General features: G+C 35.4%; 27 protein-coding genes and 1 pseudogene. 6 read left to right on the forward strand and 22 right to left on the reverse strand.

Annotated features, from left to right (window positions below; all coding sequences use genetic code 11):
- Positions 1-5: 5 nt before the first annotated feature.
- The 5 genes and pseudogenes from CHELV3228_RS04510 to CHELV3228_RS04530 form a co-directional block, all read right to left on the reverse strand.
- Positions 6-1346: an MmgE/PrpD family protein gene (locus tag CHELV3228_RS04510; protein WP_082199728.1), complete on the reverse strand. Its 1341-nt coding sequence runs from the start codon at positions 1344-1346 to the stop codon at positions 6-8.
- 8 nt (positions 1347-1354) lie between these two features.
- Positions 1355-2722 carry an adenylosuccinate lyase gene (gene purB, locus CHELV3228_RS04515; RefSeq protein WP_082199729.1) on the reverse strand — a complete coding sequence of 456 codons (1368 nt, stop codon included), beginning with the start codon at positions 2720-2722 and terminating at the stop codon, positions 1355-1357.
- A gap of 9 nt (positions 2723-2731) precedes the next feature.
- On the reverse strand, positions 2732-3895 hold the full coding sequence (gene metC, locus CHELV3228_RS04520; protein ID WP_027304049.1) for a cystathionine beta-lyase: 1164 nt from the start codon (positions 3893-3895) through the stop codon (positions 2732-2734).
- A gap of 10 nt (positions 3896-3905) precedes the next feature.
- Positions 3906-5359, reverse strand: a pseudogene (gene dcuC, locus CHELV3228_RS04525) (C4-dicarboxylate transporter DcuC).
- A gap of 3 nt (positions 5360-5362) precedes the next feature.
- On the reverse strand, positions 5363-5725 hold the full coding sequence (locus CHELV3228_RS04530; protein ID WP_082199730.1) for a RidA family protein: 363 nt from the start codon (positions 5723-5725) through the stop codon (positions 5363-5365).
- Positions 5726-5886: 161 nt separating this feature from the next.
- On the opposite strand from CHELV3228_RS04530, the gene CHELV3228_RS04535 reads away from it, so the two are divergent.
- Together CHELV3228_RS04535 and pepE are read left to right on the forward strand one after the other, a co-directional pair.
- Positions 5887-6540, forward strand: a complete 654-nt coding sequence (locus CHELV3228_RS04535; RefSeq protein ID WP_082199731.1) for a helix-turn-helix transcriptional regulator — start codon at positions 5887-5889, stop codon at positions 6538-6540.
- Positions 6541-6645: 105 nt separating this feature from the next.
- Positions 6646-7467 (forward strand): dipeptidase PepE, encoded by an 822-nt coding sequence (gene pepE, locus CHELV3228_RS04540; RefSeq protein ID WP_082199732.1) that lies wholly within the window; start codon positions 6646-6648, stop codon positions 7465-7467.
- A gap of 28 nt (positions 7468-7495) precedes the next feature.
- Here pepE and CHELV3228_RS04545 read toward each other — a convergent pair whose 3' ends face one another.
- Complete coding sequence (locus tag CHELV3228_RS04545; RefSeq protein WP_082199733.1) at positions 7496-8140, reverse strand: thioredoxin domain-containing protein; 645 nt, start codon at positions 8138-8140, stop codon at positions 7496-7498.
- 44 nt (positions 8141-8184) lie between these two features.
- Positions 8185-8808: a disulfide bond formation protein B gene (locus tag CHELV3228_RS04550; RefSeq protein WP_027304043.1), complete on the reverse strand. Its 624-nt coding sequence runs from the start codon at positions 8806-8808 to the stop codon at positions 8185-8187.
- Positions 8809-9346: 538 nt separating this feature from the next.
- Between CHELV3228_RS04550 and CHELV3228_RS04555 the strand changes: the two genes are divergently transcribed.
- Together CHELV3228_RS04555 and CHELV3228_RS10280 are read left to right on the forward strand one after the other, a co-directional pair.
- Complete coding sequence (locus tag CHELV3228_RS04555; protein WP_082199734.1) at positions 9347-10414, forward strand: tyrosine-type recombinase/integrase; 1068 nt, start codon at positions 9347-9349, stop codon at positions 10412-10414.
- A 66-nt stretch (positions 10415-10480) separates the two neighbouring features.
- Entirely contained in the window at positions 10481-10627 is a 147-nt protein-coding gene (locus tag CHELV3228_RS10280) for a hypothetical protein (protein WP_167562796.1), read from the forward strand.
- On the opposite strand, the gene CHELV3228_RS04560 is transcribed toward CHELV3228_RS10280, so the two are convergent.
- The 5 genes from CHELV3228_RS04560 to CHELV3228_RS04580 are packed head-to-tail and all read right to left on the reverse strand — an operon-like array spanning position 10605 to position 15051.
- On the reverse strand, positions 10605-11219 hold the full coding sequence (locus CHELV3228_RS04560) for a hypothetical protein (protein ID WP_082199735.1): 615 nt from the start codon (positions 11217-11219) through the stop codon (positions 10605-10607). The genes CHELV3228_RS10280 and CHELV3228_RS04560 overlap by 23 nt on opposite strands.
- Positions 11216-11434, reverse strand: coding sequence for a hypothetical protein (locus CHELV3228_RS04565; protein ID WP_082199736.1), 219 nt, complete (start codon positions 11432-11434; stop codon positions 11216-11218). The genes CHELV3228_RS04560 and CHELV3228_RS04565 overlap by 4 nt, the downstream gene beginning before the upstream one ends.
- Positions 11427-12467, reverse strand: coding sequence for a DHH family phosphoesterase (locus CHELV3228_RS04570; protein ID WP_082199737.1), 1041 nt, complete (start codon positions 12465-12467; stop codon positions 11427-11429). Before CHELV3228_RS04570 ends, CHELV3228_RS04565 begins: the two co-directional genes overlap by 8 nt.
- 9 nt (positions 12468-12476) lie before the next feature.
- On the reverse strand, positions 12477-14657 hold the full coding sequence (gene flhA, locus CHELV3228_RS04575; protein WP_082199738.1) for a flagellar biosynthesis protein FlhA: 2181 nt from the start codon (positions 14655-14657) through the stop codon (positions 12477-12479).
- The gene (locus CHELV3228_RS04580) at positions 14650-15051 is read right to left on the reverse strand and encodes an Rrf2 family transcriptional regulator (protein WP_082199739.1); all 402 of its coding nucleotides are present in this window, start codon (positions 15049-15051) and stop codon (positions 14650-14652) included. Before CHELV3228_RS04580 ends, flhA begins: the two co-directional genes overlap by 8 nt.
- Positions 15052-15185: 134 nt before the next feature.
- Between CHELV3228_RS04580 and rpsO the strand changes: the two genes are divergently transcribed.
- Together rpsO and cmoB are read left to right on the forward strand one after the other, a co-directional pair.
- On the forward strand, positions 15186-15458 hold the full coding sequence (gene rpsO / locus CHELV3228_RS04585; RefSeq protein WP_082200750.1) for a 30S ribosomal protein S15: 273 nt from the start codon (positions 15186-15188) through the stop codon (positions 15456-15458).
- A gap of 34 nt (positions 15459-15492) precedes the next feature.
- Entirely contained in the window at positions 15493-16335 is an 843-nt protein-coding gene (gene cmoB / locus CHELV3228_RS04590; RefSeq protein ID WP_082199740.1) for a tRNA 5-methoxyuridine(34)/uridine 5-oxyacetic acid(34) synthase CmoB, read from the forward strand.
- Positions 16336-16560: 225 nt separating this feature from the next.
- Here cmoB and CHELV3228_RS04595 read toward each other — a convergent pair whose 3' ends face one another.
- The 10 genes from CHELV3228_RS04595 to CHELV3228_RS04640 form a co-directional block, all read right to left on the reverse strand.
- Positions 16561-16836 carry a hypothetical protein gene (locus CHELV3228_RS04595; RefSeq protein ID WP_082199741.1) on the reverse strand — a complete coding sequence of 92 codons (276 nt, stop codon included), beginning with the start codon at positions 16834-16836 and terminating at the stop codon, positions 16561-16563.
- 17 nt (positions 16837-16853) lie between these two features.
- Positions 16854-17075 (reverse strand): YqaE/Pmp3 family membrane protein, encoded by a 222-nt coding sequence (locus CHELV3228_RS04600; protein WP_082199742.1) that lies wholly within the window; start codon positions 17073-17075, stop codon positions 16854-16856.
- Positions 17076-17208: 133 nt separating this feature from the next.
- On the reverse strand, positions 17209-17766 hold the full coding sequence (locus CHELV3228_RS04605) for a 2-oxoacid:acceptor oxidoreductase family protein (RefSeq protein WP_082199743.1): 558 nt from the start codon (positions 17764-17766) through the stop codon (positions 17209-17211).
- The gene (locus CHELV3228_RS04610) at positions 17763-18608 is read right to left on the reverse strand and encodes a 2-oxoglutarate ferredoxin oxidoreductase subunit beta (protein ID WP_082199744.1); all 846 of its coding nucleotides are present in this window, start codon (positions 18606-18608) and stop codon (positions 17763-17765) included. The genes CHELV3228_RS04605 and CHELV3228_RS04610 overlap by 4 nt, the downstream gene beginning before the upstream one ends.
- A gap of 1 nt (position 18609) precedes the next feature.
- Entirely contained in the window at positions 18610-19734 is a 1125-nt protein-coding gene (locus CHELV3228_RS04615) for a 2-oxoglutarate synthase subunit alpha (RefSeq protein WP_082199745.1), read from the reverse strand.
- A gap of 8 nt (positions 19735-19742) precedes the next feature.
- A complete protein-coding gene (locus CHELV3228_RS04620) occupies positions 19743-20054 on the reverse strand; it encodes a 4Fe-4S binding protein (protein ID WP_082199746.1) in 312 nt (103 codons plus the stop codon).
- A 10-nt stretch (positions 20055-20064) separates the two neighbouring features.
- A complete protein-coding gene (sucD, locus tag CHELV3228_RS04625; RefSeq protein ID WP_082199747.1) occupies positions 20065-20934 on the reverse strand; it encodes a succinate--CoA ligase subunit alpha in 870 nt (289 codons plus the stop codon).
- A 12-nt stretch (positions 20935-20946) separates the two neighbouring features.
- Positions 20947-22110: an ADP-forming succinate--CoA ligase subunit beta gene (gene sucC, locus CHELV3228_RS04630; RefSeq protein WP_082199748.1), complete on the reverse strand. Its 1164-nt coding sequence runs from the start codon at positions 22108-22110 to the stop codon at positions 20947-20949.
- Positions 22111-23013 carry a malate dehydrogenase gene (locus tag CHELV3228_RS04635; RefSeq protein WP_082199749.1) on the reverse strand — a complete coding sequence of 301 codons (903 nt, stop codon included), beginning with the start codon at positions 23011-23013 and terminating at the stop codon, positions 22111-22113.
- Entirely contained in the window at positions 23010-25214 is a 2205-nt protein-coding gene (locus CHELV3228_RS04640; protein ID WP_082199750.1) for an NADP-dependent isocitrate dehydrogenase, read from the reverse strand. Before CHELV3228_RS04640 ends, CHELV3228_RS04635 begins: the two co-directional genes overlap by 4 nt.
- Between the last annotated feature and the right edge of the window lie 23 nt (positions 25215-25237).

The following is a 25237-nucleotide window of genomic DNA, read 5'->3' on the forward strand; positions in this document are numbered from 1 at the left end:
GAGGGTTAAAAGGAAAGCTCGTTTAGACTTTCAAGCCTTGCGATTTGCTCCCAAATTTTATAAGCCTTAGTTTCATCAATGCAAATTAGAGCATTATTCATAAATTTAGCTTTTAGCTCCTCAAGGCTTAGAGGATTGTCAAAATTACCCTTATTGATGAAAATATCTTTTTGAATTTTTTTGCCATTTTGCAAAGTAGCTTCTAAATGTCCCGGAAAATATTTGGGAAAGCCCTGCGAATTTCTTTTTTCATAAGTGATTTTTTTTGCAAAATCAAGCACTTCCTTACGCTTTAAATTTGCATAAGAATCAAGAGTGATTTTACCATCGAAAAAACCTAAAGCCATTAAAAAGGGCATAGAAAATTTAGCTTCATAAGCACTTTTTGGAGTGTATTTAGCCTCTAAAGGATCACAAATAAAAGCGATAGGCACTTCATCAACAAAACAATGGATACTTTTTATCTCATCAGCCTTAAAGCCGTCATTTTTTAAAGAAATTGCACAGTCAATAAGTCCATGTGCAAAATGACAGCTTGGATAAGGCTTAATCGACACTTGCATAATTTGCCAAATTTCATTTAAACCCTCACTAAGTGCGTCTTTATCGCACTGCTCTTCTATACCAAAGCATTTAAAGACATTATCACGCCCCTCAAAAATGCTTAATGGACCACTCATATCATTTTTAGCAAAATGAGCGATGATGATAGAATTTTTAATAGCATTAGCAATATGTAAGACCTTAGAATTTGAGCCATTTGACAAAAATTCATTAACTCCACTTGCAAAGCTTCCCGCAAGTCCTAAGGCATTGACGATTTGCTTTTTGTCTAAATCAAGCAAAACAGCCACCGCACTCACTCCACCAAAAATTCCCGCAATAGCCGTTGTGTGAAAGCCTCTTTTATGAAAACTTCCCTTACTTGCTATACCGACTCTAGCAGCCACTTCCCAGCCTACAATAAAGGCTTTTATGATCTTTTTTGCGTCTTTAGTAGCGTGAAAACCATAGCTTAAACAAAGAGGGGTCAAAATGGCACTAGCGTGCAAAATGGCTTCTGTATGTGTATCGTCAAAGTCTAGAGCGTGTGCTGCTATGCCATTTAGCATAGTGGCATAAATGGGATCTAACTTTTTATCACTCACCCAAATAGGCGTGTTTTTAACTAAACTTAAAGCGTCAAAGGCTTTAAAAGCGTTTAAAACGCATACTTCCTTACTTGCCGCCAAACCCGTGCCAAAGCTATCAAGCATAAGTTCTTTAGCTCTTTGAACGACAGAAAAGGGGAGGGTTTCAAATTTAAGATTTGTGATAAAATCTGCTAAATTTTCGCTATAAAACATAAAATTTCCTATTTTAAAATAGCACTATTTTTAATTTTCGCTAAAAATTCATCGACAAGTTTTGGTGCATATCCTACATAAGTGCTAGCATCGAGCAAAGCGTCAATTTCACTTTCTTTTAAGACCTTAGAAACCCTTTTATCTGCCAACAACACTTCCTTAAAACTCTTTTTCTTTTCCATACCTAGCATAGCATTTTCATAAACGATTTCGTGAGCGTGCTGCTTACCATAATGATCGCTCAAAGCAAACATCACGCGTTCGGCTAAAACAAAGCCATTAAGAGTGTTGAGATTTTTAAGCATTTTGTCTTTTTTAACTTCCAAATCACTAAGCGCAAATTTCATATTTTCCAAAACGACAGAAAGCATTAAAAACATTTCTGGCAAAAGCTTCCATTCCATTTTCCATACCTGCCCATCTCTTTCGTGCTCGTGCCTTTCTATATCGCTTAATATAGCTAAATTTGCCTTTAGGGCGTTACTTACGGTAACGGCATTTTCACTCACGGCTGGATTTCTTTTATGCGGCATAGTGCTTGAGCCTACCTGACCTTTACCAAAAGGCTCGGCAACTTCATCAATTTCATTATGTGCTAAGATTAAAATTTGATGAGCGATTTTGTTAAAAGTGGCATTAATATTACCCAAAACAAAGCCAAGTTCGATAAAGCGGTCTCTTGCTGGCTGCCAAGAGATATTAGGCACTTCAAGCTTTAAATTTTCTAAAGTTAGCTTCTCTACTTCATTACACTCATCACTTAAACTTGCCTTAGTCCCCACAGCACCTACTATACTACCGACATAAAGTCTTTTTTCAAGCTCTAAAATTCTTTCAAAATGGCGGTCAAGCTCACTAAGCCAAATGGCAACCTTATGCCCAAAGGTAATAGGCAGGGCTTGAAGCGCTAAAGTTCTTCCCATCATAGGGGTATTTTTATGTGTTTTAGCAAGTTTAGCTAGAGCTTTTGCTATGGCTTTTAATTCACTTTTTACCAAAGTCATCGCTTCTTTAAACTGCAATACAAGCCCAGTATCAATGACATCTTGAGTTGTTACTCCAAAATGCACATATTCACCCAAATTATCATCGCAAGCCTTTTCTAAGCCTCTTACCGTTGGCACTAGGGGGTGCTTAGTCTTTTTATATTCTGCAAAAATGAAATCCATATCCATAAATTTATAATGTGCTTTTTTAGCAATTTCATCGGCAGCTTTTTTAGGGATAATCTTAAGCTTAGCTTGTGCTTTAGCAAGTGCTGCTTCGACATCGAGCCATTTTTGTATGCGGTTTTCTTCGCAAAAAACCGCACGCATACTCTCACTACTCCAAGAATTCGCTAATAATCTTTGGTCAAATACGCTAACTCCTGTCATCTTCACTCCTTATTTTTTAATACCATTAAAAGCCTGAGTTAAATCAGCAATCAAATCTTTAGGATCTTCAAGTCCTATATGAAATCTCACAAAAGGACCTCTAGCACTCCAATCAGTCGCTGTTCTAGGAGGAGTTGTTACCGTGGCTAGACTTTCATAGCCACCCCAACTAGCACCTATGGAGAAAAATTGCAATAAATCTACAAATTTAATCGCATCATCTTTAGTGTAACCTTCGGCAAATTCTATCGTTACCATACCATTAGCACCTTTGTGATCGCGTTCGAAAATATCGTGATTTGGGTGAGATTTTAACTTAGGATAAAAGATGGTTTTAAGCTCTTTTCTTGTTTGTAAAAATTCGACTACTTCATCAGCACTTTTTTCGTGAGCTTTCATTCTCACATCTAAGGTTCTCATGCCACGAAGCACCAAATAGGCATCATCTGGACTTGTCGTAAGTCCTAAGGCTTCTGGAAGTTTGTCGAAATTTTTCCACTCTTTTTCATTAATGACAACTATACCCATAGTAACATCTGAATGCCCACTTAAATATTTAGTCGCCGCTATAACGGAAATATCCACACCAAGTTCTAAAGGATTTAAAAAATACCCACTTGAATAGGTATTATCAATCGCCACAGGAATATTGTGAGAGTGGGCGATTTTACAAAGCTTTGGTAGATCTATAATCTCATATAAAATTGATCCCGGCGACTCACATAAAATAAGCTTAGTATTAGGCTTGATTTTCTCCTCCACATCACTTGCATCAGCTTTTAAGAAATCAATCTCAACGCCCATTTTTTTCAAAAATAAGTCGCAAATCGTCCTCACAGGTCCATAAATCGCATCAGTAATTAAAAAATGCGCATCCTTACTTGCATAATTTAAAAGCACCATAGCTAAAGCTGCCAAGCCCGTTGGAAAAAGCTGTGCTCTATGTCCTCCCTCAAGCTCACAAATAAGCTTTTCAAGCTCAAAATTTGTCGCTGTGCCTCTAGCACCATAGCTTAAAACACGCTGGGTTTTTCTTAACTCTCTATATTTTTGCCAAGTGGCGTGATCTTTAAAAAGTATGGTTGATGCACGCATTAGGGTTGGATTTACCGATCTTACTTCGGCATTTTCATCGCCTCTTCCGCAATGGATAAGTTTTGTTTTGTTATTCATTTTTTCTCCTTTAAAGATAAATATAAGTCATAATAATATTTACAATAGCCGCTACAAGCATAGGAATAGCCGTTCGCTTAATCACAGCAAAAGGACTCACCTTTGCAATCGCCGAAATAGCTAGAATTGCCGGAGCAATAGGGCTAACGCACCTTCCAAAACCTGTCATTATTTGAATAGGAGCTATCATAGTGATAGTTTCAACGCTAAAATGCTTTGCTATATTTGGGATAAGCGGAGCAAAGCTAAAAAACGCCGCATTACCACTTCCCATTAAAAAGGCACAAACAGCAAGTAAGATTGAAACAGCAATGATAATGGCAAGCACTCCAAAACCTGCATTTTTACAAAATTCTATTAGAGTATCGACAAAGCCTACGGATAAAAGCCCACTTGCAAACACTTGACCACAAACGATAAGAGATACGGTAATTACAAATAAATGTCCCATACCCTTAAAGAAAATCATAATAGAATTTAAAGTATCTACAACACTTCTATAACGAATCATTTCAAATAAAATGGCAATAAATGTCGAAATAACCATAGCCACAGGGACATTCATTTTAATCGCCGTGCTAGCCGCAGCTTTGACCTCTTCAGCTGTGCTAAAACCTAGCAAAACCAAAATACTATCCAAAACAGCACTAAAGCCTAAAATTAAAACCAAAGGAATAACAGGCAAAATGGCGTAAATTCTAGGAGGCTTTTTAAGCTCCTCTTCCTTACCTTTGTTTTCATTAAGTTCTTGCTCTATCTTTTCAGCGTCAAAGACAAAATGATCTTTTTTATCAAAAAATTTATTACAAAAATAAAGAGCTATACCTACTGCGATGATGATAGGTAGGGTTGTGGGTAATTGATAATGAACGAAATAAATCGCAGGGTCAATCTCAGCGACTTTTGACGCCATAATAACATTACCGCTTCCAGGTCCGTGGTCGATATATTGACAAATAGCAATGACACTTAAAGCTGAAAGTTTCGAAACGCCCGAGCGAACGAGTACGAGCGAACGAGTATAGGATACATTGTAACCATAAGCAAAAGTGCCAAACCAGCGTGAGATGGGATAAAAAGAACCAAAAATTGCACGATAAAATAGGCAACTATCAGTAAAATATAAGGTGATTTTACTGCTTTTAAAGGCTTTTCAAAAACCTTAAAAAGAGCATAAGAAGCCCCAACATGGTCCATATAAGCAGAAAAACCCGCTATACACATTAAAGTTAAGCCAAGTCCTGCTAGGGTGCTTGACATCGTTTGATTAAAAACTTGAAAGATATCAAAAAAGCCCAAATTTAAAGAACCCTTAGCCACAATATGCGGTGAAAGTCCAAAAATAGTAGCCAAAGAGAGTAATAAAAGTCCACTTAAAAGCAATGCCATATGTGCATTAATCTTTTTATAAAGCATAAAAACAAGTAAAAAAACGCTAAATAAAGAAAAAGTAATCCCTAGCATAACTTATCCTTTTTGAGCGATAATCTCTATCTCAATTTTAGCTTTTTTCGGCAAATCTTTAACTGCAAACGCACTTCTTGCTGGGTATGGTGCTTGAAAAAATTCTGCATAAATTTCATTAAAGGCTGCAAAGTCATTAATATCCGCTAAAAAACAAGTGCTTTTTAACACCTTATCATAACTAATGCCATTTTCTTCTAAAATGGCACCTATATTTTTTAAAGACTGTCTTGTCTGCTCTTTAATGTCCTCGCTTTCTATCTCTCCTGAAGTAGGGTTAATAGGAAGCTGCCCTGAAATAAATAAGAGTCCATTTGCCTCTCTATAAGCAGAATAGGGACCTATAGCCTTAGGATAATTTGACATAAACGCTCCTTTAAATACAAATTAAATAAATTATATTGTATCATTAATAATAATATTTTGTCAATACTTTTTTATTATAATAATAATTTTTTATTTTTAAGAAAATTTTTAAAGATAAAGAGTAGAATTTAGACTTTTATTAAGTAATAATAGGGGATTTTATGAGCGAAGAGCAAAAAGAGCAATTTATTAGATTAACACATTTTTTAGGAGAAGTTTTAGGAGTGCAATATGAAGTCGTCTTTCACATCATCGAAAAAGACGGAGCAAGAATAGCTGCAATAGCCAACAATCACATCAGCGGACGCACTCTAAATTCCCCACTAACAGCTTTTGCAAGTGAGCTAATCCAAAATAAAAGATATTTAGAAACGGACTTTTTGTGCGATTATAAGGCTCTTGTAGGGCAGTCAAAACTCATACGCGGTTCGACCTTTTTCATTAAGCACGGTGATGATTTGGTGGGAATTTTATGTATCAATCACGACACTAGTATTATGAGAGATATAGTGTGTAAAATTATAGATTTAGAAAAAATAGGCGATATGGGTGCATTTTTAAGTAAATGCGAATTTAATAGTCCAAGCGTAGAGACACTAAGTCCTAGCATAGAAGATATTTTAGCTCAAAGTGTCGATGCGAGTTATTTAAATTCCAAGTATCAATTAAGCATAGAACAAAAAGAAGAGCTTGTAGGAAAACTCTACGAAAAGGGTATTTTTAACATTAAAGGGGCTGTTCCTATCGTGGCGAAATTTTTAAAAATTTCGGAACCTAGTGTTTATAGATATTTAAAAAATTTGAAACAGCATTAAAATTAGCCAATAATTTTGCTTTTATTTTTCATTACGATAAAAATTTACAAAAAATTAAGTAAATAAAATTATAATGAAAAGGTTAATATTTTTAAAGGAGATTAAATGAAAAGAAGAATGATTCTTAAGGTCGGTGTCGCTTCTTTGGCGGCTTTATGTCTTAGCGTTTCTAGCTTAAGTGCGAAAGAGGCGTTTAATTTCCCAAAAGATAAGCAAAAAGCTCTTTTGCTTTCAAGTTCTGGCTATAAGGATACGGGCTATTTAAATCACGCTCTTCCTTGGCTTAAGGAATTTGTGGAGAAAAATAAGCTCAAAGGCAAAAAAGTCGCTTTTATCCCTTATGCTGGAGTGAGAAAAAGTTATGACGCCTACGAAAAGCAAGTAAAAAAAGCGCTTAAAAGTCTTGATGTAAAAATCATCAGCGTGCATAAGGGCAAAGCAGCAGATATTATCAAGAATGCAGATGCTATTTTTGTCGGTGGGGGAAATACCTTTGAGCTTGTCAATCAGCTTTACAAAAATGAACTTGTCGAGCTTATCGCCAAGAGGGTAAGCGAGGGTGTGCCTTATGTAGGCTGGTCGGCTGGCTCAAATGTCGCAGGTGCTACTATGCAAACAACAAATGATATGCCTATCGCAGAGCCTGAGTCTTTTAATACCTTTAACATCTTTCCACATCAAATAAATCCGCATTTTATTTCAGGAAAACCTGTGGGACATAATGGCGAGAGTAGGGAGGAAAGATTGGAGGAATTTTTAATTCTTAATCCAAAATCCATCGTTTATGCTCTTCCTGAGGGTGTAGCCTTACTTATCGATGGTAAAAAGGTCAAGGTTTTAGGTATGGATAAAGAGGCTCCACTTTTAAAACTAGAGCATAAAAAAGACATCTCTAAAATCGCCATAGATAGCGAATTTGACTACTAAAATATGAGGCAATGCTATATGCACTGCCTCACTTGTTTTTTAATTCTTCTATAATTTTTAGTAAGCTTTCAAAAGAATCGATAGCCTCGGGCTTGATTTGATAGCTGCCATTGACGACAAAAGCCGGTGTTCCGTAGTTTTTAGCAACTCCATTAGCCCACTCAAAACGCTCTAAAAGCTCTTTAGCCTCTTTTGTTTGGATAAAATCTTTTAGTTCCTTTTCGCTGATTTTAAGCACATTAAGTCCATTTTGCAAAAAGCTTTTTTCATTTTCAAATTCTTTTGTGGCGACAACTTGACCTTTTTTATTTATCAAAAAGTATTTTTCAAAATACGCCTTTGCTAAATGATGAGCTAGACTATCTTGGTAACTTGCATCTTTTTTATTTTGCCTATCTGTATGAATAGCATAAGCAAAAAGCTCATTTAAAAGCGTGCCAAATTTCGCATCAGCTATACTTATGGGATAAATTTCATAAGATAAATTTGGAATTTTCTCCCTTAAAGTCTCAAGAGTGCCAAATCTTTGATGATTATAGCAGTGGATACACTTATAAGAAAAAACCTCAATGAGAGTATTTTTCGTCTCAATTTTATCCTTAAGCGTGATATAATCTTGCGAAAAGGCAAAAGACAACGCACAAAAAAGTGTCAAAATAGATTTTTTTAACATAAAAACTCCTTAAAAATAAAAAAAATTGTAGCAAAAATTCCTAATCACGCAAGTAAAATCAAGCCTAAAAAAAGAGCAAAACTTACAAATTTAGCTCTTAAATTAAGTTTTTTAATAAAAAATAAAAAAATTATGATTAAAATAAAACTAAAAATAAGCAAAGAAGCCTCCGCCATACTAATAAACTCAAATTTTGGCACTAAATACCATCCTTGCGAATAAAAATCGACAAAAAAATCTTGCAAAGTGCTTAAATTCACATCGTTAGGGGGCATAGGTGCATCCAAAGCACAAATGCCTGTCGGTGCAAAAAAAGATGGGAAAAATCTATCTAAAGGTAAGTTAAAAGCAAAACGCGGATAGGTCGAACAAGAGGCTAGAAAAGGGTTATTTGAAAGTAGAGCAGAGTGCATTTGCATTAATTTTAAAGAGGCTTTTACTCCATAAAAAATTCCAAAAAAGGCTAAGGTAAAGCCCAAAAATTGAATAGATTTAAATGAAAGAAAAATGAAAGAAAGTATTAAAATACAAAAAGCCAAACGCACATAAACACACTGCTCGCAAGGACGCATAAAAAGATAATTTTGAAAAAAAGTATGCGATAAAAGCAAACAGAAAATACAAAGGCAAAAAAGCAAATAATAAATTTTCTTTTCATCTAAAATCAAAATGAAGCTCCTTTTTTAAAATTATAAAAAACTTAAACTAATAAAAAAAGAAAGAGTGAGAATAGGGCAATTTTGACTTATTTTATCATTAAAAAATTTTATCAATAAAATAATAATATTGATAATTTTTTAAAAAATCATATTTTCAAATTTCATCTTAGAAAATTTAAAAAGTAAAATATAAATTTTCAAAATGCAAGAGATTTTACAAAAAATATTTTGTCAAATTTTATGGATAAATTATTTTAACGCAAAAGTTAAAAAGATATATATCCTATAAAATAGAGATTAAAGGAGATATTTAGAGTGAAGCTTTGTGTGTTTTAATAAAAGTTTGAAAATTATAGTTTTCAATACAAAATTATAAAATTTAACAAATTTTACCTTTAATCATAAAATTATATGATTAAATTAAGTTTTATTTTATAATTTTTTTTAACTATTATTATAAATTATTCATAAATTCAAATTTGCTTTAAAAAGCCTTTCGTTACTTTTTTAATACTAAAATAGCTTTTAAAAAATTTAAGGCTTAATGATGAAATATCCTCTAGATTGTGAAGAGAATTTTGAAAAATCTCTTTTGTTTTGGCTTACTAAATTTGTAAAATATAAACTAAGCTCCCTTTCCAATAAAGAGCTTAAAAATCCAGCCATTTTAGCGGAGGTTAATTACGCCTTAACACAAATTCCAAAACACATTAATGCTCTTGATGCCCTTGTCAAAAAGGCTAGAAATGCCGGTCTTACAGGAGTAAGCACCTATTTTAATCCACTCAAAAAACTTTTTGATTATCTCACATTTTACAAGCTTCACTCTCTAAAACAAATCGATGAGGCTTTGATTGTAGAGATTTTGGCTAGTATCACAGGAGCACTTTCTGATGCGAGTAAAAAAAATTACCGCATTGCCGTGATGAATTTTTTTGATTTTTTAAATAGACAAAATGAAGAGGACTCTAAAGCCCATATTTTCGATATTAATCTCAAAAATTGGGCAGGTGTCTCTGGTGCTAGAGGTGTGAAGCTGCCTGAATTTATGAGCGAAGATGAGCTTAAAAAATTCCTTGAAGCTATCGATAATGCCGATTTTAAAGCAAACACCATACGCAATAAGCTTATCATTAAAATCATCATTTTCACAGGCATACGCGTCAGCGAGGCTTTGCATATTAGGCTTAAAGACATTAGCGAAGAAGATGGGCTTTATCACATACGCATACACGCTAAGGGTAATAAATACCGCCTTGTGATGATAAAAAAAGAGCTGATTTCTGCCCTGCTTGATAATGTTAAAATTAATTATTTGAGCCAAGATGCCCTACTTTTTGTTAATAAAAAGGGTTTGCCGCTCACTCAAGCTTATGTTAGTCGTATCGTCGAGCAATTACTCTTTCGTGCTGGAATTCGTAAGCAAAAAAATGGAGCGCATATGTTAAGACATACCTTTGCCACCCTACTCTATAAAAAGCAAAAAGACTTAGTTTTAGTGCAAGAAGCGTTAGGACACGCTAGTTTAAATACTTCACGCATTTATACGCATTTTGATAATGAAAAGCTAAAACTAGCCGCTAAAGTCGCAGAAGAATTAACTAAAAATAAATAAATTTTTTACCAATAAAATAAATTATATGCTATAATTCCCACTTGCAATATTTTTATGAGGTTTTTAATGAAAAATTTAAGCACACAAGAAAAAAGAGATTTAGATAGTTGCGTTTTTCAAGCTTTAGGCTCAAAAGAAGAAAATCTTTGGCAAATTCTTAGCCACTTCTTCTTAAAAATCAAGGCTTTTCTTACTCTAAGACATACAGCCTAAATCCACTCTCGCTATAAGAAAGCTCCTTAAAAGCTGGAGATGAGATAAAGAATTTGCATTCTTTATCTAAATTTTCTATGCCGTAAATTTTCATTTTTGCTTTTTCTTCTTTAAAAAGTTCTATGCCGACACAAGCTTGATTGTTGATTTTATAAAGTAAAGTTCCGCCATCTTGATTTAAGTTTAAAATGCTTAAATTTGGCTCTTTTATCATATTTTCGTCAAATTTTAACCAAAGCTTATAATGTACCATAATATCCCTCATCACCTTTTTTAAGGCTTCAAGTTCTTTTTTAAGCGCATTTATATCCTTGTGGTATAAATTTAAAAAATCTCGATTTAGAAATTCCAAAAAACTCTTATCTTTGGCTAATTTTTCACATTCTAAAGAGCTTTTTAGAATGCTTACTTCTTTTGAGCTAACTATCATTTGCAAACAAAATTTTTTATTTTTATAATAATCAACAAGCCTAACTTCACTTAAATTAAAATTCCCCCCTGCCCTCTTTTCATAGGCAAAGTCGCTAAATTCCTCATAAACATTTGCCAAAAGCATTAAGGGTAAAAAGCAAAAAATAACTAGAAATTTCATTGAAAGCATTCTTTGTGGTGTTTTCTTAAATACTCCACCACCTCTAAAACCTCTTCCACGCCTTCGCTTTTTGAATCTTCAAGTACTGAGTCGATATTATCTATATAAAGCTCTATCGCCTCTTCAAGCTTTTCTTTTTTCACTCCAGCATACAAAAGCATCGCTTCTAAAACCACGCTTAATTCATATCTTAAATCTTCAAGCTCTTTAGACATTTCCTTTTTCCTTTTTTAATTCTTTTGATTTTATCAAATCCACAATTTGTGCTTTAATAAATTTGTAATTTGCACTATCTTTAAAAGAGATAAAAAGCCCCCCACTAGCATTTTTATGCCCTCCTCCACCAACTAGCTTTTTAGCCATTAAGCTTACATCGACCTTATCATTTGCTCTAAAACTTAAAGTTTTTCTAGAGCTCACATCGATGAAAAAATCAAAATCGGGATTTTTCACTAGAAAATCATTGCCTATAATGGAGGTATTTCCTATATTTGAGCTTAAAATTCCTTTATAATTTTCATAATAAATTACAAATTCTTCTTTCATTAAGCTTAATTTTTCCACTACAAAACGAGAAAGTAAATTTGCTAAAGTATCGTCCGTCCAGTTTTTCAAAAAGAAATCTTTTTTGATAAAATGCACGGCATTATCAAGCAAGATATGTGCATTTTCTTTTTCTATAAATTTTCTTGCCCTATCAAGCAAAAAGAACATATAAAGCACATTTTCTTTTTGAAACATTACGCGGTTAATCTCCTTCGCACCGGTAATTAAGCCTAAAAAAACCTTTCCAAGTTCAAAATACTTATCATCTTTAAGCCAAATATCCACAGCATTAACAACGCTCACAAAACGCTCCAAATCCTCATCTTTAAAGCAAATTTTAGAGAAAAAATCATAAACGATTTTAGCCGCACACCTTGAGCTATCTAAAAGATACCACTCATATTTTTGCATACACTCAGCTCCGCTTTGATGGTGGTCTAAAAGTAAAAGCTTGACTTTTTTCTCTTTACAAATTTTTTCAAATTCTTCACACTGCGCAAGACTTAAATTTAAATCACTAATGAGTAGCAAGGCTTCATTTTCGCCATCTTTTTCAATATCACTTAAAATCGCTACAAAATTTTCGTTGATTTCCTTGCCATAATTAGAATTATAAAAATTTATATTTTTAAAATAAAAATTAGTGATATATTGACAAGCATAGCCGTCTAAATCTGTATGGGAGAGATGATAAATTTTCATTTTGTATCCTTAAAATTCTACCTTAATAATGCCTTCGGTGTTTAAATTTGTATTTTCTGTGATTTCCGCAAAGCTTATAACGACAATGTTAATATTAAAATTATGACAAAGCTCGGCTAAGAATTTGCGAAGTTTTGACTCTACGCATAGCAAGAAAGGCTTAATGCGTCCGTTTGAAACGGCGTCATATTCTGCTTTTAGGGTGTCGATTAAAACAGCCGTCTGTGCTACGCTTAAAGGCACATGATAGCTTCCGTCTCTAAACTGCACACTATCGCACAAAAATGCCGAAGTCGCAGAATCAAGAATGAAAAAATCAACCACGCCTTTTTCGTCCATATACATATTAGTAATTACTCTTGCAAGAGCGGCTCTTACGTGTTCTATTATCATATCTGGGCTTTTACTTACTTCGGAAACATCGCTCATCGTTTCAAGTATGGTTAGCATATCTTTAATTGGAATTCGGTATTTTAGTAAATCCTTAAGCACCTTTTGCACCAAGCCCACAGAAATATTAGAACCCTCCACGATAACAGGATAATCCTTTTGCACCTTATCTAGCATATTTTGCACTTCTTGACGCGTTAAAAGCTCACTAGCGTGCTTTTTGATAAGTTCTGTCATATGCGTTACAATCACACTAGCAGGATCAACCACAACATAGCCGTTTAAATTTGCTTCATCTTTGTTACTTGGGTCTATCCAAACCGCATTAGAATTAAAAGCAGGTTCTTTTGTGGCGATACCTTCCATTTCCTCCGTTACAAAACCCGCATCCACGGCTAAAACTTTATCCGGATAAATTTCAAAAGTGGCTAAGGATACACCTTTGAGCTTGAAATTGTATTTGTTTGATTGTAATTTTAAATTGTCTCTAATTCTAATTTTAGGCATCAAAAAGCCAAGACTTTGAGCGATATTTCTACGCATAGAACGAATTCGCTCGGTTAGCTCCGTTTCTGCGAGTTTAATGAGAGCATAACCAAGCTCAAGCTCTAAAATTTCAACCTTTAAGATGTCATTAATTTTAATCTCTTCTTCTTTTAGAATTTCCTCTTCGCTTTTCTTTGCGACCGGTGCGACCGCACCACCTGCACTTGCACCCTGCCCCATAGCTCCCGCTGTAGCAGCGGCTGGTTTGGCTTTTTTAACATTAACAATGTCGATTTTGCCCTCTCTTACTTGTTTGGTTAAATAACCAAGCCCTAGAAAAATCAAAGCCATAAAGCCAAGTGAAAGCGTAGGAAGACCCGGAACTAAAGCGAAGATAAATAAAACAAAACCCACAATTAAAAGTGTGCGATATTCGCTTAAAAGCTGGGTAAGTGTGCCCTCGGCAAAATTTTCTTCATCTTTACTTGCACGCGTGATAATAATCGCTGTTGCCGTAGAAGTGATAAGTCCCGGAATTTGAGAAACAAGCCCATCACCTATGGTAAGTATGGTAAAAGTCGCTGCGGCATCGCTTAAGCTCATATCGTGCTGAAAAGAACCGATTAAAAAGCCGCCTATTAAATTGATAATTGTGATGATAATCCCAGCGACAGCATCACCTTTGATAAATTTAGAAGAACCATCCATAGCACCATAAAAATTCGCTTCAGCTATGATTTCTTGGCGTCTCGCTCTAGCAGTTTGCTCATCAATCAAACCCGCATTTAAATCCGCATCAATCGCCATTTGCTTACCCGGCATCGCATCAAGAGTAAAGCGCGCCTGCACCTCCGAAACCCTCGTGCTACCTTTTGTTACAACCATAAAGTTGATTAAAACCAAGATGGAAAAAACGACAACACCGATGACATAATTTCCCCCGACCACAAATTCACCAAAAGCGGCGATAATTTCACTCACGGCTTCGGGTCCATTTTGCCCCTCGCTTAAAATCATTCTCGTAGTTGCGATATTTAAAGCCAACCTAAAAAGCGTGATGATAAGAATGAGTGTAGGAAAAGTCGTAAGGTCTGTGGGCTTTGGTATATAAATGGATATGAGTATAATTAAAACCGAAAGGGCAATACTTAAAGCAAGAAAAAAATCTAAAATAGGTCCTGGTAAAGGAACGATGATAATCGCTAAAATACAAACGATAAATACAACTATCGTGATGCTTTTCGCCTTGATAACAGGCGCGATTAAGGGACCTAGAAAAGGAAAAACAAAATCGACTATTTTCTTTTTAGCCATTATTCTTAACAATATCCTCTAAAGTGATGGTGTCTAAAAAGTTATTAATTTTGTTTTGCAAATTTACAAGCACGGGTAAAAGATTGCAATTTTCCTTATGATTAGGGTAAATTCCATTGCTACATTCAAAAACGCTGACCTCTTTTTTTTCAGCACTTGCTAAAATTTCTTTAAGTGTGTAGGCACTTGGCTCTTTTGCAAGAGTAAAACCACCCTTCGCACCCTTATAAGAGTGAAGCAAACCATCTCTTGCTAAATTTTGCAAAATTTTTGCTAAAAAACTTTTTGGAATCTCAAGCTCAGTTGCCATAGTATCGACATCACAAGGAGTAGATTTAGAAGAAATGTAAATTAAAGAAAGTAAAGCATACTCACTAGCCTTAGTCAAAAGCACAAATACTCCTTAAAAATAAATTCAGCGTATTATAGTAAAAAAAAGTTTCCATAGTGTTAAAGAGTGAAATTAAGCTTATTTTTTGCTTTTTAGGGTATAATTTTGGCTTTTATTCTACCAATCAGGAGGTCAAAATGGCTTTGGATTCGGCTAAAAAAGCAGAAATTGTTGCGAAATTCGCTAAAAAGGCAGGGGATACTGGCTCAACAGAAGTGCAAGTAGCACTTTTAACAGCAAGGATTACTGAGCTAACAGAACATCTTAAAATTTATAAAAAAGATTTTTCTTCACGCTTGGGACTTTTAAAACTCGTAGGACAAAGAAAAAGACTTTTAAGCTACCTTAAAAGAAAAGATTATCAATCTTACACCAAAATCATCGCTGAGTTAAAACTTAGAGATAAATAAAAGCCTTATTTTAAGGCTTTTCCGCATTTATAATATGGATATTAAAACACTTGAAGCAAAAATATCTTCTTTAGAAAAATTAACTAGCAATTTTAAGCTAACCCAAAATGTAGAAATTGCTACCGATAAAAGTCAAAACGCCCTTATAAAAGAAATCGCCTTAAACCTTAAGCCTTGGCGTAAAGGTCCTTTTAAGATAGATGAGCTTTTTATCGACACAGAATGGCAAAGTTTCATTAAATTTGACATTTTAAAACCTTTTATGAGTGAAATTAAAGATAAAATCGTTGCTGATGTGGGGTGTAATAATGGTTATTATATGTTTAAAATGCTTGAATTTTCTCCCAAACAAATCGTAGGCTTTGACCCGTCAGTAAAATATCATTTGCAATTTAAGCTTATTAACACCCTGATAAAAACAAACATAAAATATGAACTTTTGGGCGTGGAGGATTTGCCAAATTATGCGTTAAAATTTGATGTGATATTTTGCCTTGGGGTGATTTACCATAGAAGCGACCCGGTAAAAATGCTTAAAGATTTAAAAAAAAGCCTCAATCCTAATGGCATAGTTTTTTTAGATACTATGTATATAGAAAGCGAGGAAGAAATAGCGCTTGTTCCGCAAAATACTTATTCTAAAATTCCAAATATTTATTTTGTTCCGTCCATTAAAGCTTTGAGAAACTGGTGTTTAAGAGCTGGTTTTAAAGAATTTGAAGTTTTAGCGACAAAAAAAACAGATAAAAAAGAGCAAAGAAAAACGGCGTGGATAGATTCTTATTCTTTAGAAAATTTTCTCGACCCAAAAGATGAAAATTTAACTTGCGAAGGATATGAAGCACCTAAAAGGGTGTATGTGAGACTTGGTTTGTAAATGAATTTTTAGTCTCCTTAGAAAAAAGAATTTAATTAAAAAAGATTGTTGGTTGGTCGAAGATAAAGTGGTTATCAAATGATATATAAGATGATAATAGAGTTTATCATTAAGCTCATCGCCCAGACACAAAAGAAGCAAAAATAAAAGGGTTAATTTTAAGTAGTTTCTAAAATCTACTTAACTTTTTACCCACCCCCCCCTTTTTTTTTTGCTCTCTTTGCTTTATTTTTGCTCTTTAGCTTCAATTTCTTTTAGTTTTTCTTTAATTTCTTTTCGTTCTTTTTTGATTTTATCCACACACTCTTGTATTTCTTTAAAAATAGCTACATCATCTTCTCTATCAGCTTTAAGGTTTTCCCAATCATCACAATGCCTAGATGCTTGCTCTAATTCTTTATCTCTTTTTTCTAGCTCTTCTTTACTCTCACTCCCACAGCCCACCAAAAACGCAGAAGCTAAAAAGCCACTCATTAACGCAACTTTTAAAACTTTTTTCATTATATATCCTTTCAATATCAATTTTGTTCTTTATCTTGCATTTGTTCTTGAAACTTTTGTTCCATTTTTTTCAATTTTTTATCTGTCTTATAAGAATTAACAGAGCTTACAGCCCAAAATGCAGCAGGTATCCAACCTATGAAGGTGCATTGCAACGCCAGACATATAATTCCTGCAAAAGGACGCCCTATGGTAAAAAATACAAACCACGGTATAAAAATCGCTAAAAATGTTCTCATTAAGAACTCTCCTTTAAATAAATTTGCAGGGTGCATTTTAGAAAAAAAAAAAAATAAAAAGTTAATATGAAAGTAAAAATTCTTTTAAGAAAGATTTTAAATCCAAAGAAGAGCGAAAAAGCTCTTCTTAAATTTACGAATGTGGTTTTGTTTGACTTGCGTATTTTACACCCAAATCAAAAGCCTTAGAATTTGCGTCTCTAGTTTTAGGTGGCACCATATGAAGCATAGTTTCTTTTAAAACATCTAATTCAATGCACTTGCTCATATAAGCGGCTATTGCTAGGGCTACGACTGATTGAGTAGCGACATTGCCCACTTCGTCTTTAGCTATGGTAATGATAGGAATTTCAAAAATTTGCCATTTTTTATAATCCTCTTCCTTGGGATGCACCAAATTTGGCTCTATCACGATAATGCCCCCCTCTTTTACTCCACCCCTAAAGCCTTTATAGCCCTTATCGGCTGTTGAAAGCATAAAATCAATCTCCCCCTCAATAGCATAAGGGAAAAGTATCTCTTTCTCATCGATGATAATATCAACCTTAGTAGGACCTCCACGCACTTGAGAAGTGTAAGTTGAGGCTTTAAAAGCTTGACGCCCTTCCTTAATCGCCGCTTCGGCTAAAATTTCCCCAGCAGTGATAACTCCCTGTCCGCCCTCACCGCCAAATCTTAATTGATACTTCATTTTAAAGCTCCTAAATCCACCATTCTTTTTTCTTTTGCTGCTTTACGCACTTCTTCATAAGCGTGGCAGTATTCTGGTTGGGTATTATCCTCGTGTAAAACTCCTGTTGGAAATTTATCCTTCTTTTCTTCAAAATCCATAGTTTCAAATTTAGCCTTATCAACTACGCGGTTCTTAATCCAATCAAGCATAGCCACAGCCTCACCCATTTTATTTTTACGCCCCAAATTAATATGGCAATTTGAAAACACATCGACAAAACTATATCCTTTATGTGCTAGAGCCTTATAGATTAAATTTTCAAGCTTTGCCGCCTCAATGACATTTCCCCTCGCCACAAAAGAAGCTCCAGCGGCTTTTGTAAGCTCACAAGCATCAAAATTTGGGTCTATATTGCCAAATTGTGCTGTAACGGTGTAAAAGCCTTTTGGAGTCGTAGGGGAGGTTTGAGAATTCGTAAGTCCATAAATAAAATTATTAATCACAATATGTGTTAAGTCTATATTTCTACGACAGCCGTGTATGGTGTGGTTACCACCGATAGCCAAAGTATCGCCATCTCCACTAACCACTATCACATGTTTAGTAGGATTAGCAAGTTTTATGCCTGTAGCATAAGCGATTGCCCTGCCGTGTGTTGTATGCACGGTATTACAATTGACATAAGAACTCATTCTACCACTACAACCTATCCCAGAAACTAGACATACATCATCCATATTCCAGCCAAGTTTTTGAATTGCACGAATAATACACTTTAAAACCACACCATCGCCACAGCCCCAGCACCACTGAGTTGGAAGTTTATCAACCCTTAAATATTCATCATAATCAAATGCCATTTTACAAATTCTCCTTTACTTTAGCGATAATTTCACTTGGTGTGATAGGGCGTCCATTTGCTCTGTGTAACGAAATAAAATCTCTTCTTGAGCTAACCCTTTCGATTTCTTCTAAATACTGCCCCATATTAAGTTCGCTGACCATTACTTTTTTAAATTTGCTAACCACAGAAGCGATTTTTTCTTCCGCCACAGGATAAAGCGTAATAGGACGAAACAACCCTACTTTAATGCCCTCTTCCCTTAGTCTATTAATCGCTTCTTTAGCCGAGCGACTCACACTTCCATAAGCGATAATAAGAAATTCAGCATCATCTAGCATATATTCCTCATAGGCACAAATATCGTTTCTATTGTTTTTAATTTTGCCGATAAGCCTTTCGATATTTTTCTTTACAATCTCCCCATCTTCAGTTGGAAATCCTATATCACCGTGATGAAGTCCTGTGATGTGGTAGCGATAGCCCTCAAAGAAAGGATTGAGTGTAGCCGCTTCGTTTTCTGCGGCAGCATAAGGCTTATAGTCTTTCTTATCTCCGCTAAATTTTTTACGATTGACAATTTTCACATCTTTAAGTTCTGGAAGAAGTGCCTTGCCGTTCATATGTCCAACGGTTTCGTCCATTAGTAGAAAAACTGGTGTCATATATTTTTCCGCCAAATTAAAAGCTCTAATGGTTTCTGTGTAGGCTTCTTCCAAAGAGGCTGGAGCTATGGCTATACTTGCAAAGTCTCCGTGCGTAGGTGCTTTAGCCTGAAACAAATCCCCTTGAGCCACACGCGTTGGCAAACCTGTCGAAGGTCCTCCCCTCATAACATTGACGATAACTAAAGGAATTTCCGCGATAAAAGCAAGTCCTATTTGCTCAGCCTTTAAGGAAATTCCCGGTCCGCTACTTGCGGTCATAGATTTAACCCCACTCATCGCAGCACCGATAGCTACGCTAATCCCAGAAATTTCATCTTCCATTTGGATAAAAGTGCCATCGTTCGCAGGAAGCATATGGCTTAACTCGTGTGCTATCTCACTACTAGGAGTAATGGGATAACCTCCAAAGAATTTACAACCACAATCAATAGCCGCTTGTGCGATTAAAACATTCCCCGTTGCTATAACTTCTCTCATATCTTTTCCTATGCTAATTTTTTATATTTGTTATTTTTGACAGCCAAAGCTCTCTCTTTAGCTTCTGGGCTAAGTTTGGCAAATTTAAATTCATCTCTTTTTGCCACCATAATAGCAAAATCCGGACAATGCGTTTCACACTCAGAACAGCCTATGCAAGATTCAGGATGCACAACCTCTATCATCTGCCCTAACACAGCGTGGATATCATCGCGCATAGCTAAAACCCCGGCAGGGCAATAGCTCACGCAAATATTACACGCCTTACACCTATGCTCATCTACCCAAACGGGTGTGTCTTTTGGAGCGATTATACTCATAAATTTTCCTTTAAGCTAGTATTTTTTTGATTTCTGAACCGATTAAAGCCGGAGAATCAACAACATAAATTCCGTAGCTTTTCAAAGCTTCTTTTTTTGCCGCAGCACTTTCATCACTGCTTCCCACAATAGCACCTGCGTGTCCCATTCTTTTGCCCTTTGGAGCAGTCGCACCCGCTATGAAAGCAACCACAGGTTTAGTGATATTTTCTTTTATAAATTTAGCTGCTTCTACTTCTAAGCTACCGCCGATTTCACCTATCATTACAATCGCCTTAGTTTCATCATCTTTTTGAAATTCGCTCAAAAGCTCTTTATAAGCTAGTCCTATGATAGGGTCTCCGCCTATACCTACAGCGGTTGAAATTCCATATCCGCTTTGCACGACTTGATTTGCCGCTTCGTAAGTGAGTGTGCCTGATTTAGAAATAAGTCCTACGCAACCTTTTTTGAAAATAAAACCCGGCATAATGCCCAATTTACATTCCTGCGAAGTGATAATGCCAGGGCAGTTTGGTCCTATGATTTTCATACCTTTTTTATTAGCATATTGCTTGGCAAACATCATATCTTTAACGGGAGTATGCTCAGTAATCACAACAGCAAGTTTTATCCCAGCATCAGCAGCCTCTATCACGCTATCACCCACCGCAAAAGCAGGCACGAAAATAAGACTTACATCTGCTCCAGTCGTCTTAATAGCTTCTGCAACAGTGTTAAACACAGGCTTACCTAAATGCTCCGTGCCACCTTTAAATGGCGTAACTCCACCAACTATTTGTGTGCCATAAGCCATACATTGCTCAGCGTGAAAAGTCGCTTCCTTACCCGTAAAACCTTGAACAATAACTTTTGTGTTTTTATTGACTAAAATACTCATTTTATCCCCTTTTTATCCTACTAGACTTTTTACAAGTTCAGCACCTTCTTTAAGATTAGTTGCTGCTTTGATATTTTTAAGATTTGAATTTTCTAAAATGCTTTTTGCTTCCGCTGCATTTGTTCCATCGAGACGCACGACGATAGGGATATTGACTTCAACATTTTTTGTCGCCTCCAAAATTCCATTAGCTATTCTATCGCAGCGAACAATTCCACCAAAAATATTAATGAAAATGACCTTAACATTTTTATCACGCAAAATTATCTCAAAAGCTTTAGCCACAGTCTCAGGCGAAGCTCCACCACCAACATCTAAGAAATTTGCAGGTTTTGCGCCACTATAATTAATAATATCCATCGTAGCCATAGCTAAGCCCGCACCATTTACCATACACGCTACATCGCCATCAAGTTTTACATAGCTTAGTCCAAATTCCGCAGCCTCGCGTTCCGCGTCATTTTCTTCAGTAATGTCTCTAAGTGCTGCTATATCGCTATGACGATATAAAGAGCTATCATCAAAGCTACATTTTGCATCTAGTGCGTAAAAATCACCCTCAGCTGTTTTTATGAGAGGGTTGATTTCTAGCATATTCATATCTTTTTCCATATAAAGCTTGTAAAGCTTTTCTATCATCATTGCGAGTTTTTTACTCTCGTCTTTATCAAGTCCTAAGACTTTCGCAACTTCTAAAGCGTGGAAAAGCTTAAAGCCGATTTGTGGGTCGATACCAACTTTTGCAATTTTTTCAGGGCTTTCTTTTGCGACTTTTTCTATATCCATACCGCCCTCACTTGAAGCGATAATGGTAATTTGCTCCGCCATTCTGTTAAAAAGTATGGCTAGGTAATATTCTTTAACGATATTTGCCCCGCTTTCAATATAAAGCTTTTGGACAAGTTTGCCCTCTGAACCTGTTTGATGCGTAACTAAAGTCATCCCTAAAATTTGTTCGGCATAACCTTTAACTTCATCTAAGCTTTTGGCGATTTTAACTCCACCTCCAAGCCCACGACCACCAGCGTGAATTTGAGCCTTGACAGCCCACACGCTACCGCCTAGCTCCTTGGCGTTAGCCACAGCTTCATCCACACTAAAAGCAACCTTACCCTTAAGTGTAGCAATGCCATTTTCAGCAAAAATCGCTTTTGCTTGATACTCATGTATGTTCATTTATTCTCCTTTGTATTGATATTTAATTAACGATTTTTCTAATTTTTCCTGCTCTTCAAGAGATAAATTTAAATTCATAATTTCTCTTACTCCATCAAGCCCTAATCTCGCCATAACGCCAAAAGCCTTATTTTTCACACCAAATTCTCCGTGTAAAATAACACTCATAGGCAAAAATTCCCCAGAGCGTATGGATTCTAGCATTCTAAGACAAGCACTAGCGGGAGCAAGGTAGGCTGAAATTTTAAGATATTTAATCACCTTTGCCCCACCTGTTTTTACCTCATTTTCCAAGTCTTCAAATTCCTCATCATTTAAAAGCTTGGTTAAGTTTTGATTACCAACGCTTGAATGTGATTTTAATAAAACCATATCATCATTATGAAAGCCTATAAGTCTCGTATCTACGCTTGAAGTTTTAACCCCGAGCTTTTTTGCAAGCTCATATTTAAAGCGAGCATTGTCTAAAACCCCTGACATAGCAACGATTTTTTTAGCATTAAAAATTCCACTCTCATAAAGAGTGTTGAGTAGAAAATCAACAGGATTAGTCAAAATGATAAAAAGCGGATTATCATTAAATCTTTTAACTCTTTTTGCACATTCAAGCATAATGTTTGTATTAATTTGCAAAAGTTCATCTCTGCTTTGCCCATCTTTTCTTGCTAAACCTGCGGTAAAAATGACAATTTGAGAGTCTTGAGTGTGGGAGTATTCCTGAGTGCAAATTAATTCTATATCCAAATTTAACGCCGCTATACTTTGGGAAAGTTCCAGCTCTTTAGCTAAAAGCAAATTGTCATTAATGTCGATTAAAACTATTTGCTTTGCAAATTCACGCATAATCAAAGCATAAGCGACGCTTGTGCCGACATTTCCAGCTCCTATGATGGTAATTTTCATTTTTGTCCTATCTTTGCGATGATTTCGTTAAATAAAACGCTTGGACGCATAACCTTCTCAGCCTTTGCGTCGTCAAATTTATAATATCCTCCAAGCTCCACCCTCACACCTTGAGCATTGTTAAATTCCGCCCTAATCTCGTCTTCTTTAGAGCTTAATTCCATATCTATATCCTTAAAAAAGCTTTGGAGTTCCACATCTTGCGCTTGTCTTGATAAATACTTCGCCCAATACAAAGCCAGATAAAAATGACTTGTGCGGTTATCATCTTCGCCCACTTTACGCGAAGGGGTTTTATTATTTTCAAGCCATTCCCCAATAGCTTCATCTAGGCAATCAGCCAAAACTTTCGCCTTATTTGACTTACATTTTTGTGCGTAAAATTCCAAACTAGCTTGAAGAGCTAAAAATTCACCCAAGCTATCCCAACGCAAGTGATTTTCTTCAACGAGCTGTTCAACTTGCTTTGGCGCAGAACCACCCGCTCCCGTTTCAAACATCGCTCCACCATTTAGCATAGGTACAACGGAAAGCATTTTCGCACTTGTTCCAAGCTCTAAGATAGGAAATAAATCAGTCAAATAATCTCTTAACACATTGCCTGTGATTGCAATCACATTTTTTCCAGCACGAATTAGCTCTAAATTTTTTAAACAAGCCTCATAAGGTGCTAGGATGGCGATGTTTTTACCCTTTTCTTTTAGGCGTTCTTGCACCAAATTTATCATTATTTTATCACTTGCCCTATTTTCATCTAGCCAAAAAAACGCTTTATCACCACTTAATTCTTGTCTTTGAATTCCTAAATCTATCCAATTTAATATCGCGTCAAATTTCGCTTGATTTGCTCTATAAATATCGCCTTTGTTAAGCTTGTGTTCTAGTAAAACTTCTTTATTCACGACAACTCTCATTGTCCCGTCTTCAGGTGCGACAAAGGTTTTATCGTGAGAGCCGTATTCTTGTGCTTTTTTTGCCATTAAGCCTACATTTGATACGCTACCAAGTTTTGCGGGATTTAAAGTGCCATTTTTATGCAAATCTTCAATCACAGCCTCATAAATAGTCGCATAAGTTTTATCAGGGATAAGAGCATTTGCGTCTCTTTCTTTACCATCTTTATCCCAGAGTTTTGCACCATTTTTAAGCATTGCAGGCATAGATGCATCGACTATCACATCGCTTGGAATGTGTAAATTTGTAATTCCCTTATCCGAATTCACCATAGAAATATCCGCACTTTTGTCTAGGATTTCTTGGTATTTTTTAAGGATAGTTTCTTTTTGACTTGAATTTTCTACCTTACCTAAAAGCTCACTTAAGCCATTATTTGCATTAATGCCTAATTTTTCAAATTCCTCTTTAAATTCCTCAAAAAGCTCTTTAAAATAAACTTTTAGCGCATAACCAAATATAATAGGGTCGCTCACTTTCATCATCGTAGCTTTAAGGTGTAAAGAGAAAAGAATATCCTCTTTTTTACAAAGGGCAATTTGCTCTTCATAAAAACGCATTAATTTTTCCACACTCATAAAAGTCGCATCCAAAAGCTCATTTTTTTCTAGCTTTAAATTTTCTTTTAAAATTTTTGTCTCGCCTTTTTCATTTGTAAATTCTATATGAGCTAGGCAGTCTTGCTTTATCAAAAGTGCTTTTTCATTAGAGAAAAAATCCCCATCATTCATATAAGAGACTTTACTTTTTGACTGAGGATTAAACTCCACAACGCGGTAAGGATTATTTCTCGCATAATCTTTTACCGCCTTAGTAGAACGGCGGTCTGAATTGCCTTGACGCAACACAGGATTTACCGCTGAACCAAGAATTTTTTGATATTTTAATTTAATTTGAATTTCTTCATCATTTTTTGGTTCATCTGGGTAATTTGGTAACATATACCCCTTTTTTTGCAACTCACTAATCGCTGCTTTAAGTTGCGGGATAGAGGCAGAAATGTTTGGTGTTTTAATGAGATTCGCCTCTGCTTTTTTAACAAGTTCGCCCAAATTTGCCAAAGCATTTTCGCATTTTTGTTCGTCTTTTAAGCACTCATTAAACTCGGCTATTATCCTCCCAGATAAAGAAATATCGGAGCTTATTACTCTTATATTAGCCCTACTTAAAAAAGCCTTGACAATGGGTAAAAATGAGTAAGTTGCAAGAGCTGGCGACTCATCTGTCAAAGTATAAGTAATGTGCATCTTTTGTCCTTTTTACTAGTGTT

Source organism: Campylobacter helveticus (assembly GCF_002080395.1).
GTDB classification, from domain to species: domain Bacteria; phylum Campylobacterota; class Campylobacteria; order Campylobacterales; family Campylobacteraceae; genus Campylobacter_D; species Campylobacter_D helveticus.